General features: G+C 47.4%; 11 protein-coding genes. 2 read left to right on the forward strand and 9 right to left on the reverse strand.

What is annotated here, in order from left to right; translation table 11 throughout:
- Positions 1-4 precede the first annotated feature (4 nt).
- Both ACJJIS_RS02720 and ACJJIS_RS02725 read right to left on the reverse strand, forming a co-directional pair.
- Positions 5-3,688, reverse strand: a complete 3,684-nt coding sequence (locus tag ACJJIS_RS02720; RefSeq protein WP_475709424.1) for a S8 family peptidase — start codon at positions 3,686-3,688, stop codon at positions 5-7.
- Between the two features lie 2,418 nt (positions 3,689-6,106).
- Positions 6,107-6,700: a hypothetical protein gene (locus tag ACJJIS_RS02725; RefSeq protein WP_475709425.1), complete on the reverse strand. Its 594-nt coding sequence runs from the start codon at positions 6,698-6,700 to the stop codon at positions 6,107-6,109.
- Positions 6,701-7,640: 940 nt separating this feature from the next.
- Between ACJJIS_RS02725 and ACJJIS_RS02730 the strand changes: the two genes are divergently transcribed.
- Complete coding sequence (locus ACJJIS_RS02730) at positions 7,641-8,747, forward strand: competence protein CoiA family protein (RefSeq protein WP_475709426.1); 1,107 nt, start codon at positions 7,641-7,643, stop codon at positions 8,745-8,747.
- Positions 8,748-8,824: 77 nt separating this feature from the next.
- Here the strand turns inward: ACJJIS_RS02730 and ACJJIS_RS02735 are convergent, their stop codons facing one another.
- From ACJJIS_RS02735 to ACJJIS_RS02745, 3 genes are all read right to left on the reverse strand, one after another.
- Positions 8,825-9,367, reverse strand: a complete 543-nt coding sequence (locus ACJJIS_RS02735) for a hypothetical protein (protein ID WP_475709427.1) — start codon at positions 9,365-9,367, stop codon at positions 8,825-8,827.
- 73 nt (positions 9,368-9,440) lie between these two features.
- A complete protein-coding gene (locus tag ACJJIS_RS02740; protein WP_475709428.1) occupies positions 9,441-9,983 on the reverse strand; it encodes a hypothetical protein in 543 nt (180 codons plus the stop codon).
- A 6-nt stretch (positions 9,984-9,989) separates the two neighbouring features.
- Positions 9,990-10,601 carry an AHH domain-containing protein gene (locus ACJJIS_RS02745; protein WP_475709429.1) on the reverse strand — a complete coding sequence of 204 codons (612 nt, stop codon included), beginning with the start codon at positions 10,599-10,601 and terminating at the stop codon, positions 9,990-9,992.
- A gap of 576 nt (positions 10,602-11,177) precedes the next feature.
- Here ACJJIS_RS02745 and ACJJIS_RS02750 point away from each other — a divergent pair.
- Positions 11,178-12,062 carry a putative phage abortive infection protein gene (locus tag ACJJIS_RS02750; RefSeq protein ID WP_475709430.1) on the forward strand — a complete coding sequence of 295 codons (885 nt, stop codon included), beginning with the start codon at positions 11,178-11,180 and terminating at the stop codon, positions 12,060-12,062.
- A 343-nt stretch (positions 12,063-12,405) separates the two neighbouring features.
- Here the strand turns inward: ACJJIS_RS02750 and ACJJIS_RS02755 are convergent, their stop codons facing one another.
- The 4 genes from ACJJIS_RS02755 to ACJJIS_RS02770 form a co-directional block, all read right to left on the reverse strand.
- Positions 12,406-12,657: a hypothetical protein gene (locus tag ACJJIS_RS02755; RefSeq protein WP_475709431.1), complete on the reverse strand. Its 252-nt coding sequence runs from the start codon at positions 12,655-12,657 to the stop codon at positions 12,406-12,408.
- Positions 12,658-13,240: 583 nt separating this feature from the next.
- Complete coding sequence (locus tag ACJJIS_RS02760) at positions 13,241-13,711, reverse strand: hypothetical protein (protein ID WP_445355706.1); 471 nt, start codon at positions 13,709-13,711, stop codon at positions 13,241-13,243.
- A complete protein-coding gene (locus ACJJIS_RS02765; protein ID WP_445355707.1) occupies positions 13,711-14,019 on the reverse strand; it encodes a hypothetical protein in 309 nt (102 codons plus the stop codon). Before ACJJIS_RS02765 ends, ACJJIS_RS02760 begins: the two co-directional genes overlap by 1 nt.
- 309 nt (positions 14,020-14,328) lie before the next feature.
- Positions 14,329-14,877 carry a hypothetical protein gene (locus tag ACJJIS_RS02770; protein WP_475709432.1) on the reverse strand — a complete coding sequence of 183 codons (549 nt, stop codon included), beginning with the start codon at positions 14,875-14,877 and terminating at the stop codon, positions 14,329-14,331.
- Between the last annotated feature and the right edge of the window lie 16 nt (positions 14,878-14,893).

The following is a 14,893-nucleotide window of genomic DNA, read 5'->3' on the forward strand; positions in this document are numbered from 1 at the left end:
TCCTTCATTGCACAAAATCATAAGTGACGATGAAATGGCTCACGCCAGACTCCAGCGCCAGCGGTCCCGGCAGGTCGACTTGGAAAGTCAGCTCGCTGTCATCTGCTTCAAACTTGCTGCTGGCAAGCATGGTGTCACTCTCATTCAGGACTCCGTCGCTGTTTTTATCCAGGTAGAGTTTTGCTTGGGCGATCTCCAGTCCGTCATCTCCGCTGCCGGATGCTTGTAAGGTCAGGCTGTTGAGTTCCGATTGCACGTCCGTCTCCAGGCTAAATGCCTGTACCACCACATCCTTCTCGCCGGGACTTGCCTCGAGATCGCTCGCAGTTCCCGAATTAAACTTCACACCGGAACTCGATCCCTGCTGGAAGCGGGGGTTAAAGGGTTGGGCATCTTCGCTGTCTACAGCGCCGTCATTATCGGTATCCACTACCGTTGCCGCATCTAAGCCCAGTACAAAGGCGCCGCGAATCGTGTTCTGAACACTGTTGCCGGCATTGTCTGTGGCGGCAATGCGCAGGTCGACGACGGAGGATTCCGACACTTCGGGCAGCAGGGTAAGGTAGCGACCGTCTTCTGGTGCGGTTTCCAGCGGTAACCAATCACCCCCGTTCAGCGCCATCTCGGTGGTCACAGAGTCGAGCGGCAATTGGCTTTCGAAGGACAAATACAGCTTGGCGTTATGGCGCGCATAGTGCGAAATTACGCCGTCGTCCAGCAGTTCCAGCATGGCGATGCGCGGCGCGGTGGCATTGTCTAGGTTGTTGAGTTGTATCCGGGCGCTGGAAGTGTATTCATCTTCACCGAGAGACGTGGTGTATTCGACATCCATCTGCACCGAGGTGCATTGGCTGTCGGCGAAGAAAAGGTACTCTGGAATAAAGTCGTCGCTACTCAATTCACTTTCACCGGGCAGGCAAAGGGCGCGGTATTTGGACTCTGGTCTATAGCCGTTTCCCCAGCTGTCCATTATCCAGCTTGAAAAAAGGTTGCCATTGTTGCTGGGGAGCAAGCGGTGATTGCCGCCGTTATTGCGCAGACCGCCGGAAAAATACATGGGCCCCTGGCCCATAAGCATGATTCCACTGGACCGCTCCAGTATTACTTCGGGGATAGTGAAGTCTTCATCGCTACGCCGCAGCTTGCGGTAGACCGTGCGGCCAATGGAAATATCGTAGCTGTGGGTCTCCGTAGTCCAATTTTCCCCTAAAGGTACATGCAAATTCAAAAATGTGGGCCAAGCGGTAATATCCTCCTCGCGTCCATGCAAAGTAAGCAGTGATGATTTATGGGTCAGCTCGCTCGGTGTCGTCCACCAGTTTATAAATGCTTTGTACATAGGGAGCCCGTAACCTATGGCATAGCCCTCCTGATTCCAGAGTGGGTTGCCAATTAGCAACTGCACACTACCGGGATTACTGAGATCGAAGTGCAGATCTTCGGACATGCCCTGTTGTCCGTGCTTAACCGTATACAGCTTGCGGTCCTGGGGGGGGGCGCTCCCTTCTTCCGCCAGGCCCATATAGTTAACATGGAAGTTGTCGGATAGGTTGCGTAGGGTTGCCATCGGCACATCCCCACTGTAATTCAGGTGTAAAGCGAATTCGGGAATTTCGGGGTAGGTGAGTTCAAGTGCCTGATCCATAAACAGGAGCGTCTCACCGTTTTCTGTTTGCAGAGGGGGAATACCTGCCCCTTTAACTCTTGCAGGCACTACCAATTCACCATCCGAAGGGGGTCGATTCTCAAATGCGTGCCAGACGTCATACTGCTCTTCATCAGCAAAAACGTACGTACGGAATAGAATATTGATAGGCTCGTCACGCACCGCCATATATAGGACTGGTTCAGCACTTTCGAAATCGGAGAGCTGTCCCCAAGCAGACCAGCTCTCATTGAACAAATGTGCAGAATAGTACCAGAGGTCCCCTGGCGCTTCAGATTCACGCATGGCTAGCACCCCTGCGCGATGAAAGGCCACAGGCAGACGCACTTGCTCATCGCCAGATAAATATTCAAGCGTTGAATCGTAGGCGGCTTCCAGCGGTTCATGGTAGGGCACCTGACCGTGATCGACAATTAGGTCGACGAGCTCGGCTCTGCTCGAACCCACTTCCAAATCGAACTGGTCGGTGGAAAGATCCAAGTCGGCGCCCTCGGGAAAAGTATCCCCGTCGGCAACTGTGAATTCTACAGGAGCGCTTAGGTTTTTAATTGTCACCTGCAGGGATCTCTGGCTGTGAGCGCCCTGTCCAAAGTGCCCTGCATAGAGAGTTGGCGGGCTGACTAGAAAACGAGCGCTTGCAGCCGCGAAGGCATCTAGCTGCCCGTTGCCCACCTCGGCCATTTTGCCGGCCACTTGCGAGGCGCGGTTGACCAGTAGCGCCTTGATCTCGGCGCTGGTTAGTTCAGGATGCAGCTGGCGCAGTAGTGCTGCGGCTCCTGCCACATGGGGCGCGGCAAAAGAAGTACCTGATTCGGTGCGGAGGCCACCGCCCAGGTTGGCACTGGTGATGTCTACACCCGGTGCGAGCATCTCCGGCTTGATGCTATTGCTGCTCAGGTCCAGGCTGGTACCGAACATGCCTCGAGAACTGAAGTCCGCCAAGTTGCCCGCCCCATCCACCGCGCCCACGGTAATTATTTCCTCTGCGGAACCGGGACTGCCAATGGAGTTGAGACGAGGCCCGTCGTTGCCGGCGGCGGCGACCACTACAACACCGGCGCGCATGGCATTGTTGGCAGCGACGGACGCAGCCGAGTTGTTTCCACCGGCGCCGCCCAGGCTCAGATTTATCACGTCCACTGCGTCGTCCGTTTGCGGATCTCCGTCTGGGTCCAGCGCAGCCTCAATGGCGGCGATAATGTCGCTCTCGCTACCAAAGCCATTGCTATTCAGCGCTTTGTAGGCGTAGAGCTTGGCTTCGGGTGCCACCGCCGCAGCCACGCCGGCCACCATGGTGCCATGGAAGTCGTCATCCATCGGATCACTATCACCGTTCACGAAATCGTAGCCACCAGCCACGCGGCAACCGCTGCCGAAACAGCCTCCCAGATCTTCGTGGGTGTAATCGATACCGGTATCGATAATAGCAATGCTGGTTCCATGTCCTTTGATGGCCCTGTCCTGCGCGTCGCGCATAGCCCATACCTCGGGGGCGCGTACCTGCTGTGGACTTTCGGTCTGAAAAGCGCGTACCTGCCGGTCTCGCGTTACGGCGCGCACCTCAGGCATGGCGGCAATAGCGGGCAGCAGATCCACCCTGGCGGTTGCGCTGATAGCGTTGACTGCACGAGTGAAGCGGTGGCGGTGGCTTGAAATCAGTTTGTGTTGTTGAAGTTTGGCGACCATTTGTTGCTGGTGCAGACCTAGCTCCTGTTGCCGGGCGGCGAAAGCGTGCATATCCCGCTGTGTGCCGACAGCGTCCGATGCTTGCAAGCCAGCTTGCTCCGCAGCGGAAGGTCCGTGCAGTTCGATGATAATGCGCACCTCTTCATCTGAACGATATCTGATAACCTCCGGCCTGGTTTGCCTGTTGCTCTCTGCCCTAGGCAGGCCTTCGGGGGAAACGCTCAATTGCAGAGAGTGAGGCTCTGAAGCTTTTTCCCCCGGGTCGGCTGCCGCGGGCTGCAGTAATGCAACCAAAGTGGTCACTGTAAGATACTGCAGAATCGGTTTTACATGCATAGTTAACCTCCTTTTTAAGTAGTCGACCCTAAAGAAACAAACACTCATCTCTATTACGGGGGAGCATGGATTTTCAGCTTTCAAGGCGTATGCAAAAGAGCCATATTGTCAGCGAGCGTGAGTTTAAGGCTTAAAAAACTGTGAAAGTACCTTAATCATTCATTTTCTTAAATGTCAGGTGCATGAGGCCATGAAAAGATTGAACACATCACCGAGGGCGCCTTTAAGGAAGTTTCTTGGTCGCAGAAAGTCAGATTTTAAGAGCCCAATTAACGGATCAGTTGCTTCTCAATACCAACATTTTTCGCCTCTTTTCTCACTGGTAGTGATTATTTTTTCAGTAAAAGTCTGGCCAAAACTATTGCCGCACCTGGGCCATCGCCTTTTTCGATAGTCCTGATCACATATGGCCTATTCAACCTAGGACTCTCTGACGTTGCTAATCACTTAATTTAAGTTCTTGCTGCCTTGAATGTTTTCGTGGTGATTCACAGTAATTAGAGTAATGCTATTTTTCAAGGTAGAGAAAGTAGAAGCTTGCTGTCATATTTATATGCTTTAAGACCCTTGCCCTAGGTGATACAGTACACCTGTGATGTGTGTAAACTATAGGTTTTTTTTATAATTTTTCTGCTTTTTCAAGACACGTTTAGATGGTGAAAACCACCCTGACAGGTATATAAAAGACTCCAGAAATTTTCTTCTCAATATCCGCAAAAGAATGCCTACTATAGTATGCTGGCATTTTATAATTTTTCTGGTTTCAGCGCTTCTTGATGTGAGGAGATAAATTTAGTTTAAGTTATTTTTCCTATGCATAGGTTCGGCGCTGTTGAAAATCATTATTTTTAACTTTTTATAAAAGGTATTTAATAATATTGATCGCGAGTTTATCATCAGATGGGTAAGTCTTAAATAAAATTATCTAGTACTGTGGTATCGCTATTTGCGATTTCAATTTCAATAGGGTTGGTTTGGGTTTACACCGGTATCTTGAAAGTTTTTTTCAATACTGAAACTACCAGTGCGGCTGCGAAAATGTACCAATTCTATGGAGTGGTAGGGGGCTTTACTCTGGAAAAACTATAAATCACAGAAGGCTTGGTAGTGGGGCGTTTCCATTGAAGCATAAAATGCTCGTAACTCACACTTTCCACTTGTTTATGAATAAGTAAACTGATAAGAAGGCGATTGGGGTGCTGACGTATCATTTTTTGTCAGAATAATAGTCTCAGAAAGTGAGATTAAGGCCTATCCGGGGCCGCTTTTGAGCGTAGTAGTGGGTCTGATGGGACAAGTTGATCAAGAGGCTCAGCACCAAAAAGTTAGTTTTCCAGTACCGGTTAATTTCCGTGAGCATGATTATTCCTGAGTGCTTTGACCAGAAATAGCAAAAATTAGTCGAAATGGCTATATCCTATTTTTATCTAGTCTTGGTGCCATGATACCTGGCGGCATTTTTGAGAGCGATTAGTTAGCTTTGTTGTAATGGCAAGTCAGGAAAGGAACTTTTTGCATTCACGAGTCCCTTTTCTAATCATTTGGAGCCCCTATAGAAATTAGGGGCGTTCTTAGTCAAGATTGCCACGACGTTTTCCTCTGTGTTGAAAAGTATATTAAGGTCTGATGGAGCATTTCCTTTTGCGCTCGAACGCCTCTCAGTATTTTTTCTCTCCTATTCCCTACTAGAGGTTGCTTGATGGGGTGCTCCTTTCTATAACCGGTAAGAAACTGTTTGATGTTCTCGATAAGCTGATCATCACCGATGTTTAGGGCAAATTTGATCAAGAAGTCATGTTTAACGGCTCTGGGTAACTCATAAATGCTGGAGTTCCATACTGATTTTCTTATTTTTCTAGTCCCTCTGAATGAATAGGGCTGTCTGAGACAACAATTTGGTGGAGATGACGGGAGTTGAATAGTTGGTTGTAGCTAACGTATTTGCTCGGTTTTTATTTGGATTAATCAAAGTAGCTCAGATAACCTAATCACTAGAGCAAAGTAGCTCCAATTTGGCGCATGATTTATCCAGCTCAACTGTGTCCTAGGCTCTCTCTATGCGTCATGACTCAGTAGGCATTCCGGGGGCTCTTACTGATGTGGAAAAAACCTTTATCGATGTCAACAGGCGAGCGGCCTGCTTGATTGTTGATAAACCTTTCTCTCGTGTATAGGTGCAGCTCGTGAGTATTGTAAGGAGTGCATCACATGATCGATGGGTGAGGCTTTGTTCTTTATGAGGTGAGTGGCTAAGTGGTTTTTTTAAGGTATTGTTTTAACCAGGTTAATGGGTAGAAATATGGGTATTCCTAACACAATCTTGATTTGCCCCGCTTATTTAGAAGGCTCCGACAAGCATTGAGCCTGTCGGATTAAAAATGTCCAGCGCCTAGCGAACTGCGAAAAGAGAAATCGAGATTATCTATTGCTATTCACTCTTATAGAGCCGACGTACATTGCAAATAAACGAAGGCCGATGGAAATTAAGACAAGCATACTTGGCGCTGTATGAGCGGGTATTGCCTTTAATTGCGTGATTTCTCTTTGAAGGGTCATCGTTTGGTGTGGATTGGTCTGGTGCTTTGGAACCTGAATGACGTTTTTCTTAAGTAATTTATCGAACGACTCGATTTCTCCCGCAAGCATATCCAGGAGTTCCAATTCGGTCTTGCCTTCCCATGGTAGCTGTGTCCTATATGCGTCAACTGCTTTACCAAGCTTTTTCCACTCTTCTGCGAGGAAGTCTTCAAGTGATGAAAGGGTTCCAAGCTTCGAGTTCATGGATTGATTGACTCGGTAGGCGTTTTGTCCATGAGCGCCGGCCGTCATCACTCCACCAAAGTGCTGTACGTTATGTTTGGCGGTATTCAGGTTCCGGCTGATTAAGTTGAGTTGATCCAGAGTGCGAACCAGAGTCTGATCAAATCTTGGATCTTTATCCTTAATCGCTGTCAGAGCGGTGTTAACCAGTCGACTCACCTGTATCTTGGTTGCATGTTCGTTGATGGACATATCCTTTTATCCTCGTAAATCCATTGAAGAATGTGTTCCACCTCTCTGACTTGAGATGAATGTGCCACATTCAGGTTTTTGCTTGATGAAAACGCGAATTCTAAATTAAATCTGCCGGGTATCGCGGTCTAATAGAGTACGGGCCATTGCACGGGAGCCGGGACGGTCATGGTTTCATTGTCATAGCCCAGTGACCAGGGCTAGAGCCTGTTCAGCAAGAGGGTTAATGTGTGGCTGGCCCATTTTCATTTTTCGCTGGGCAGTTTTATGTGCTTGGCATCCCAATTGATTTCCGTCCACTCAAGTTTCGCAATTCTCTAGCGGGCAGAGTAAGAGAGGGGGTAGTTTTAGGGCTGCTCTTACTATTGGGGTCGTCTATGGCAGTTAGTAGGCGCCCGATTTCAGTAGGGTCTGCAATGGCTGGATTTGGGTTAGATTAATTGGGATGGCCCAGATAAGCAAAAACCCCGGAAACACTAGGTTTGCGGGGCTTTCGTGGGCTGTCTGAGACAGCAATTTGGTGGAGATGGCGGGAGTCGAAAAATAGCTATAACCCATTGATAAATATAGATTAAATATTTTCTTTTTTCCAAAACCCGTCAATAAACCCGTCCACTAGAGCAAAGTAACCCCAGTTTGGCGCGTAAGTTACCTAGCTCTGCTGTGCCCCTGGTTGGCCCAATGTGGCATGCACTGGCAGGCTTCCCGGAGCCCCGCACTGACGCGAACAAAACCTTCGCTGATGTCAACATTTGTCAACAGGAGAGCGCTGCTCCTCTTTGTCCTGGTGTCCTGTTCCGCATAAACCTTCCTGGCCGTGAGAGAGCCCTCAGATAAGGCGAGGCAACTGATTGTGGAAAAATCTTCCCCTTCCATGGTGCCTAGTTTTTTTAGTCCATAAAAAGAGCCGAGATTCTGGTTTCCCAGCTGTAGTTTCAAGATGAGCTTATTTGTAATAATTGGCGACAGAAAAGGGATTATGAGTCATAGGGTTATGAGTACACTAATACCATTTGCGATAAACAGGGAAAGTGGCGAACTTTGTGGTGTTGAAGATGTGCCACGTGGGCGCAGCTGTAATTGTGTCTGTCCCTCTTGCGGGCAGAGCGTTGTTGCTAGGCGTGGTGAGAAGGTGGAATGGCACTTTGCTCATGATAGCCGCGCTGAAGTAATGGCTGAAAAGGAGTGTGAACTATCTTTCGAGTTGGTCTGTGCGCAAATGCTAAGGCAGATGCTACTTGACGCGAAAAATGAACCTTTAGCGCTTCCAGTATATGAGGAGTTTTTGTGCCTGAATAAGGGTGGATATAAGCGTCGTGACTCAATCACGATAACTGAAGCTTCAACCAATTCAGTGAGTGAGTACAAAGAATTTTCGATTCCGTATACGCTCATAGCAACGATACAAAATCATGAGCTGCTTCTCGATATCACGCATAGAGAGCGTGTGGCAATAAGCCTTGATGATTACCCTGATAAAGTGTCAGGCCACTTGGAGTTTGACGTGTCAGATTATCTATCTTCACTAGAGAGCAAGGTGCCTCGCGGAATTACTTATAAGGCTGCTATGCGTAGATGGGTAACTGAAGAGGTTTTAGCTAAAAGATGGCTTAATCACAAAAGAAAAGAGAAGCAGCTTGATAAGCTAAGAGAGGAGCTAAATGAAAGCCTTGATAATGAGATAGCACATTCGAAAAATATGTTACGCGAACAACGCCGAATATCAAGGAATGCAAATAATTCTATAGGGGCACATAGGCATCAGAGAGTTATCCCCCCTAAATTTCCTAGTGATAAGTATACTCATGAAGCAATGAGAAGAAGGGTTCAAGAAGAAGAAAGGAAAGAAAAAGAATCTAAAAGACGGTTATTAGAAGGTGAATGGCCTAACACTCAAAGCTACTGTCCAGTTTGTAAGCATAAACTTGTTGCTCAAAAGTGCGCCTCTTGTTCTCCAAACGAATATACCAGGACTTCGTGCCAACACTGTGATGGGACACGTTCTGTAAAAACATGCCCGAGCTGTGGAATCTCAGCTAAAAAATGAAGCTCAGGTATTCTCAGGCTAAGGCCCATATCTGGCGGCTGTTGCAGCCTTCACCGATTGGGCCTGCTAGATGGTCACTAGTAGTGAGTAAGGTTGGTGCTGAACAGTAGGCCGTCAAGCTTTTCAGACTCAACAGTGTTCTTAAACGTCTCGGTGCAATAGATACAGATATATGACTCTTTGGTCCTAAATACCGGAACGTCTTTTAACTTTTCCTCATCAAAAGCAATGCTTGCGTGCAAGCCGTCATCTTTCGTGACAGAGCCTGGCACTACAGCGTCGAGGTCCTCAGCGATTGTAAGTGGGTTAAACAGATAGAACTTGGCTCCCTGATAGGTGCAAGGCAGAAACTCCCCGAATGGGCCCAGAATACCTTCAAGGGTCTTGTACGCTGACTCGTGTAGCACGAGATAGTTTAGCCATGTAGAAATCGTGGGAATCAAGGGCGGAGAGTCACAAGCCTTGATGCTCAGTTCCAGTGGCACCCAGTCACTTGCGTAAATTTGAGGGGTTGTGAAGATGGTAAAGTCATCATCCCCGCGCTTATCCTCAACCTCATCGGGGTCGAAGTAGACGGTCATGTAGTTATTATCATCTTCAAGTACTTGGTAGAATTTCACAGTAATAATCTGGTTTGTTCTTCCTTTCTAGTGCACCTACAAAATGGCCAGAGTCCATCCAGACGCTATTAAGCTAGAGGTGAGTTAAATTGCTCGTGAAACTTAAGCCGTCAAGCTTCTCAGATTCAACGAGGTCTTTAAAAGTTTCAGTACAGTAAATACTGATATAAGCCTCTTTGGTTCTGAATACCGGAATATCCTTGAGCTTGTTTTCATCAAACTCAATACCCGAGAGTAAGTTTTCCTTCCGTGTGACAGAGCCTGGTATTACTGCGTCGAGTTCATCAGCGATTGTCAGGGGATTAAAGAGGTAGAACTTAGACTCCTGATGTGTGCAAGGTAGAAACTCACCAAAAGGACCTAGTGCGCCCTCCAGGGCCTGATATGCAGACTCATGCAACACTAAATAATTCTGCCATTTGGAAAGAGTTGGAATTATAGGGGGGGAGTCGCACGATTTGAGGCTTAACTCCATTGGTTTCCAGTTGCTGGCATAAGACTTGGGCGTTGTGTCGAAGGAAAAGCGAATACTCCCCTGTTTACCTATGATTTCTTTAGGCTCGAAGTAGGGGGTCATGTAGTCGCAATCGTTCTTAAATACTTGGTATATTTTCATGCTTTTCTAAAACTTATAAACTCTGAGTTCATCGGCGGTCAACATAACCCAATCTGGGAAGCTGGAGAACTTCAAATCATACTCTATCCCTTTTAGAAGTCTCTCTACACTGTCCGGTGTAAGGTTGGCGAAATCTAAAGTGTTAAATTCGAATTCTAACCATTGATAGTAGCCATTTCTATGGATGCGCGAGTGGGGTACAGCACAGGGCATCTTAGGGTGAGGTGTATCTGCTGTTCTGCTGGGAAGCCATGTCCCATTTCTTATGTCGTCTATTCTGATGTTAACTGCGGCTAAAATACCCCTTTGCGGCACAGCACTTGGGTGTGAACCAGAAACTATGGCGTGAGCATCACAATTGCCGCCAGGGTGTGGTTTCCCATTCTTCTCCATATGTCGGCCTAGCTTAGCGGAGTCATGCTCTTCGGTTACTAGTTTTTCTTCCGACATATTGCCAGCAGCTTTTCGATATTTATCAAGCACCTTCTCAACCTGCTCGACGACCTTTAAAGCCATATAGTCCGCCTTGGTTATATTTTTCTTTGAGGCAAACCTATCGATAGCTACTTCGCGGCGGTCTTTCAAATAGTACGGTTTTGGCTGTTCGTAGTGTCCCATTTGTATCTTTCCTCCCTGATGTTTCTGGCACCGTAGAATACCTAAGCTAGGTGGGATAATAAATATATCGTGAGTTACAAGCCTTTACTTTCGCCATGATGGCAGGAATTTTTCGATTTATTTCTACTGTCTCGCAAGAACCGCCTTTCAGCTTTCCCGTGCGTACTGGTCGCAAAACTCTGAGAAGGTGGCAATGGGGCGCCCCCTCTGCTGAAAGGGCCTCTGTGGCCCTCTGAGCCGCTTTACTGGCCCTGGGGGTGGTTGATGTTGATGCGTTTTAGTGCTGCTTGGGGAGCGCCTCAGTATTTCTCAGTAAGAATTGCGAACAAAGACCATATTGGTACGTTAGTGCACCTCATGACTGTGGCTTGCGAATCGAGCTGCAAAAACCTCCTTTTTAATTGTTTTAATGAGTCAGGTAAATCGACACGGCTCCACATCCGCATTAACCTCTGAGTTTCTGGCACACATGCCACATATCTGTTTTCTTGTGGCAAGTGATGTAAACAAGCCTCAAGACTAGGGGCGTTTATGTCATACATAATCGTACAGCTGAGCCGTAAGGGAGTTCTCAATATGGAAATAGATTCTAATCAAATAGATACGTCTCCAAAATGGAGGTCGCTAATTAGAGATTTTAAGCGGCTAATTGCAGTGTCACTCATCATCGCTATTTGCGCTGGGGCGATGTACGCATCTACGTTTAACGGGGGGTTATCCACTGACAGTGGCGTCTGGGGCGCCTTTGGAGATTTTATGGGTGGGGTTCTGAACCCTATCTTTGCGTTTATGGGGCTGATTGCTCTTTTACTTACAATTTCTATGCAGAGTGAAGAGCTTAATAATTCTACAAAGGAGCTTAGAAATTCAGCAGAAGCTCTAATGGAGCAAAGCAAGTCGTTAGAAAGACAGAATTTTGAGAATACTTTTTTTCAGCTAATAAGTTTGCACAATGAGATTATTGGCGGAATGAACCAAACCGTAGGCTTTTTAAGAGATACTAGAAAATTAGAAGGAAGGTTTTGCTTTTCATATTATTACGCAAGGATGAATGAATGGTATGATGAAATAAATTTAGATAAAAATGACCCGATAACTTCTTCGGAGGAAGCTTATCTAAAATTTATAAAGGTAGGGGTGGATACTTTTGGTCACTATTTTAGGAATTTGCATGAAATATTCCGCTTCATTGATAAAAGTAGGGCTGATTATAAAGAGCAGTATATTAGAATCTTAAGGGCTCAGCTTTCTTTGTATGAAGAAATGTTTCTGTTTTATGATTGTGTTCATAGGCCTGAAACTGGTGATATCAAAGCAGTACTCGAAAAATATTCCTTTTTTTCAAATCTCGATAAGAAGAATCTGCTTGATGATATAGCTCACCTAGAGATGTACAAGCCGCTTGCCTTTGGGGTGAGAGCAGAGACTTTGGGCAAAACATTAGTCGAAGAGACTACTTGAAGGCAATGTTTACCTTTGGTCATACTAGAATTGGTGAAAGCCCTCTCAACTGACGTTCAGAGTATCAGACCCCGAATTAGGGGTTTGAGCTGCCAACTCTCAATATCACCTTAATATTTCTTAATGGTTTGGGTCTGAGTGGTCCCATGCTCGTTTTTATATTCTGACGGCTTGAAATCAAGCTATGAGATAGTCCCGCCCTGCGGCAAGGCTTTACCTTTCGAGGCTTCAAACGTGAAAGGGTCAAAGCGAGAATTCCCGCTCAGGGATAACTTTAAAGGTCCTTTGGCAAGGGCGCCCTGTTTCAAGGCCCCCTTTGCACTATGAGCCAGCTAAAAGCCTCTTACTGTTCACCCTCCAGGCGCTCCAAGTCTTCCCGCTCACAGTCGATTAGGTTTGCCCATTCATCAGCAAGGTGGGCGCCGATAACAGCCAGCTCTTGGCTAGTGGTGTTCTTTTCAGAAACCTGGCTGATGCTGTGAAAGAGGGTGCGCAGCTTGCTCAGTGATTCCAGGCTGAGATTTGCGAGGTCAAGGGAGCGAACAATAAGGTTGTCAGCTTGAGGGATAGATACAGCTGGGGCTTGATTTGCCATGGCTTGGGCTCCTGATATTGGGTGAGCCGCTGCCCTTGAGGTTCCAATCTCAATTGGGCGGCGGGCTGACTGGGTTGGAACTACCGCTATCAGGAACGGCGGGCACAAGGCCCCCCAGAAAGCCCACCATAACAGGGTGAGACCATAGAGGTCTGGGCACAAAAAAACCGCATACAGGGTAGGCGGCTTCGGGGCGCCTGATAGTTTCGGGGTTCCAATCCCGGTTACGGATTTTGCCGCAACGCCTCCAGTATGCTTGCCCAGTGTAAAGCCTTTCAATGCTTGGCGTCGAATGGCCTGCCAATATTTTGGAGAAGCTTGGCTGACCTTTGGAGTGCTAGTTATCAGAAGGCTAAATCCAATTACCTAATCGCTATTCGAAGTTGAATCTGTGATGTGGGGCCCGCGCACTGTAAGGAGTATTAGAATTGGTTAACAATGGGTATGGCTAAGTATAAGACTCTCCAATATGGGACTAGTGAGGCCCAAAAAAGGGCTGTTAGTCCTCCATATTGGTACTGCTGGCACTCGTATCAACTGTTTCCCTCTTTAACTTGTCTCATATTGGAGTAGGTAGAGGTAGTTAGTCCTCCAATATGAGACTGGTAAAATCGAAATTTGCAGGAGCCTTTAGAGTTGGTTTTAGCTTCCAGGTTGAGGGGTGGGTGCACCAATAGCCCAATGACTGACGCCCGGGAATAATCCCTTCCCGAAATTCTGTCCCGCTCTTTGGTTCATCAATCCCAAACCAAGTCGCAGCTAACAGAGTCGGGCAGCCTCGCTTTTTAACCCCTTTTCGGGTGACGACGAATATGCCTGAATGCTCCAGCTCCGCAAGTGCCCGATAAAGTGTTCCTTTGGCCCACCCATAGTCCTTCATAATCGAAAAGCAGGCTGACAGATGGCCATTGTTATTCCCTTTGTACTGAACCATGACGTTATTCAGCAGCTTATGGGCTTGGGCGCCTAGCCCCCGGAAGCGGGGGCTATCGTAAACACGGTGCGGGCATTGGATGTAGCTGCCGTTTTCAGGCCTCTGTCTCCGTCTTGCCATTAGTCCCCCAGTAAATGGAGGGAGTTGATGCGCTGGCGCTCGCTATCAGGTAGCCAATAAACCCCGTGACTGCCTGATAAGCCGTCGCGGTCGATATGGGCCACTCTACGACATTGAACTTGAATTCCTCGCTTCCTGAGTTGAGAAATAATTTCGGGACCATTACTAGCACCTGCAACCCGGTCAAGCCTTTCACGGCTGCAAGGACCATTAAGTAAGGTTTTCAGTGCTCTTTCCTGGCGAGCGGTAAAGGGGCGTTGTTTAATACTAATATTACGACTTGATTGACTAGGGTTATTTTTATTCATGGCTGCTCTCCTTAACCCTGTGAATCTGCAATTAGTTGATTTTTGAGCTGGATTAGGGAGTCTCCTGGCCATGCTGTTGTCCTTGGTCCGAGTTTCACTCCTCTTTGCACTTTGCCGGTGTTGCTCCAGTTCCACCATGTACTCAAACCGATACCAAAAAGTCGAGCGCATTCATGCGCTCTATACATAGCATCAGGGTTAATGGTTTGTGGATGAATACGCATTTAGAAAGTCCTCGTTGGTTAACGGGGACGAACTATGGGTTAATCTGGGCTAACTGTATGTGGAAGGAACTTGGGGGTATTTTCCCTATTCAGGAACCTTAGAAAGTACGCGCTCTAGTTCAGCATCTATTGCTTGAGCAGACCGAATTTCGTTGTGGTTTTTAGGGTAGAGAATTTTTAAAAGGTTATCCCTAGTTGGCGGGTTGCCCTCCCAATATTCGGGAGGGTTTTCAATGACTTCATTGATGAATGCTTCTTTGCTGTTCCCTTTCTCTTTAGGTTTATTCAGATGTGCGGCATATTCTTGGTTAAGCAAGCGGTCACGTCGCTCGCGGCCTGGATTGCCTTCTTGGCGGTAAGTATTCATGCACTCAGGCCAGTATTTATTATCGCCATTGAGATTCAGGAACTTTGAGAAGCAATCCGCGAAATATTGTAAGAGAATAGGTTCTACTTCCAGCCCATCACGCACCGCTTCGATAAACCGCTTCATCAGTCCAAAAGCGGCTTCTCTGTTGTCGGCCTCAATGAACTTCGCTCGTTCCTCTGGCCTCCAGCTCCGGGCATTTTCAATTTCATGTTTAATCGCGCGGAGGTCGCTTTCTCGCCACATTTTTTCTCGTGCTTTATCCATGCCGTTGTTTTCCCTC

This window comes from Microbulbifer maximicatervae (SeqCode) (assembly GCF_056231245.1).

Coding starts and splice junctions, on each gene's coding strand:
- ACJJIS_RS02755 (WP_475709431.1), bottom strand. CDS start 12,657: ATGGCAAATCAAGCCCCAGCTGTATCTATCCCTCAAGCTGACAACCTT.
- ACJJIS_RS02770 (WP_475709432.1), bottom strand. CDS start 14,877: ATGGATAAAGCACGAGAAAAAATGTGGCGAGAAAGCGACCTCCGCGCG.
- ACJJIS_RS02760 (WP_445355706.1), bottom strand. CDS start 13,711: ATGGCAAGACGGAGACAGAGGCCTGAAAACGGCAGCTACATCCAATGC.
- ACJJIS_RS02730 (WP_475709426.1), top strand. CDS start 7,641: ATGAGCTTATTTGTAATAATTGGCGACAGAAAAGGGATTATGAGTCAT.
- ACJJIS_RS02725 (WP_475709425.1), bottom strand. CDS start 6,700: ATGTCCATCAACGAACATGCAACCAAGATACAGGTGAGTCGACTGGTT.
- ACJJIS_RS02750 (WP_475709430.1), top strand. CDS start 11,178: ATGGAAATAGATTCTAATCAAATAGATACGTCTCCAAAATGGAGGTCG.
- ACJJIS_RS02740 (WP_475709428.1), bottom strand. CDS start 9,983: ATGAAAATATACCAAGTATTTAAGAACGATTGCGACTACATGACCCCC.
- ACJJIS_RS02745 (WP_475709429.1), bottom strand. CDS start 10,601: ATGGGACACTACGAACAGCCAAAACCGTACTATTTGAAAGACCGCCGC.
- ACJJIS_RS02720 (WP_475709424.1), bottom strand. CDS start 3,688: ATGCATGTAAAACCGATTCTGCAGTATCTTACAGTGACCACTTTGGTT.
- ACJJIS_RS02765 (WP_445355707.1), bottom strand. CDS start 14,019: ATGAATAAAAATAACCCTAGTCAATCAAGTCGTAATATTAGTATTAAA.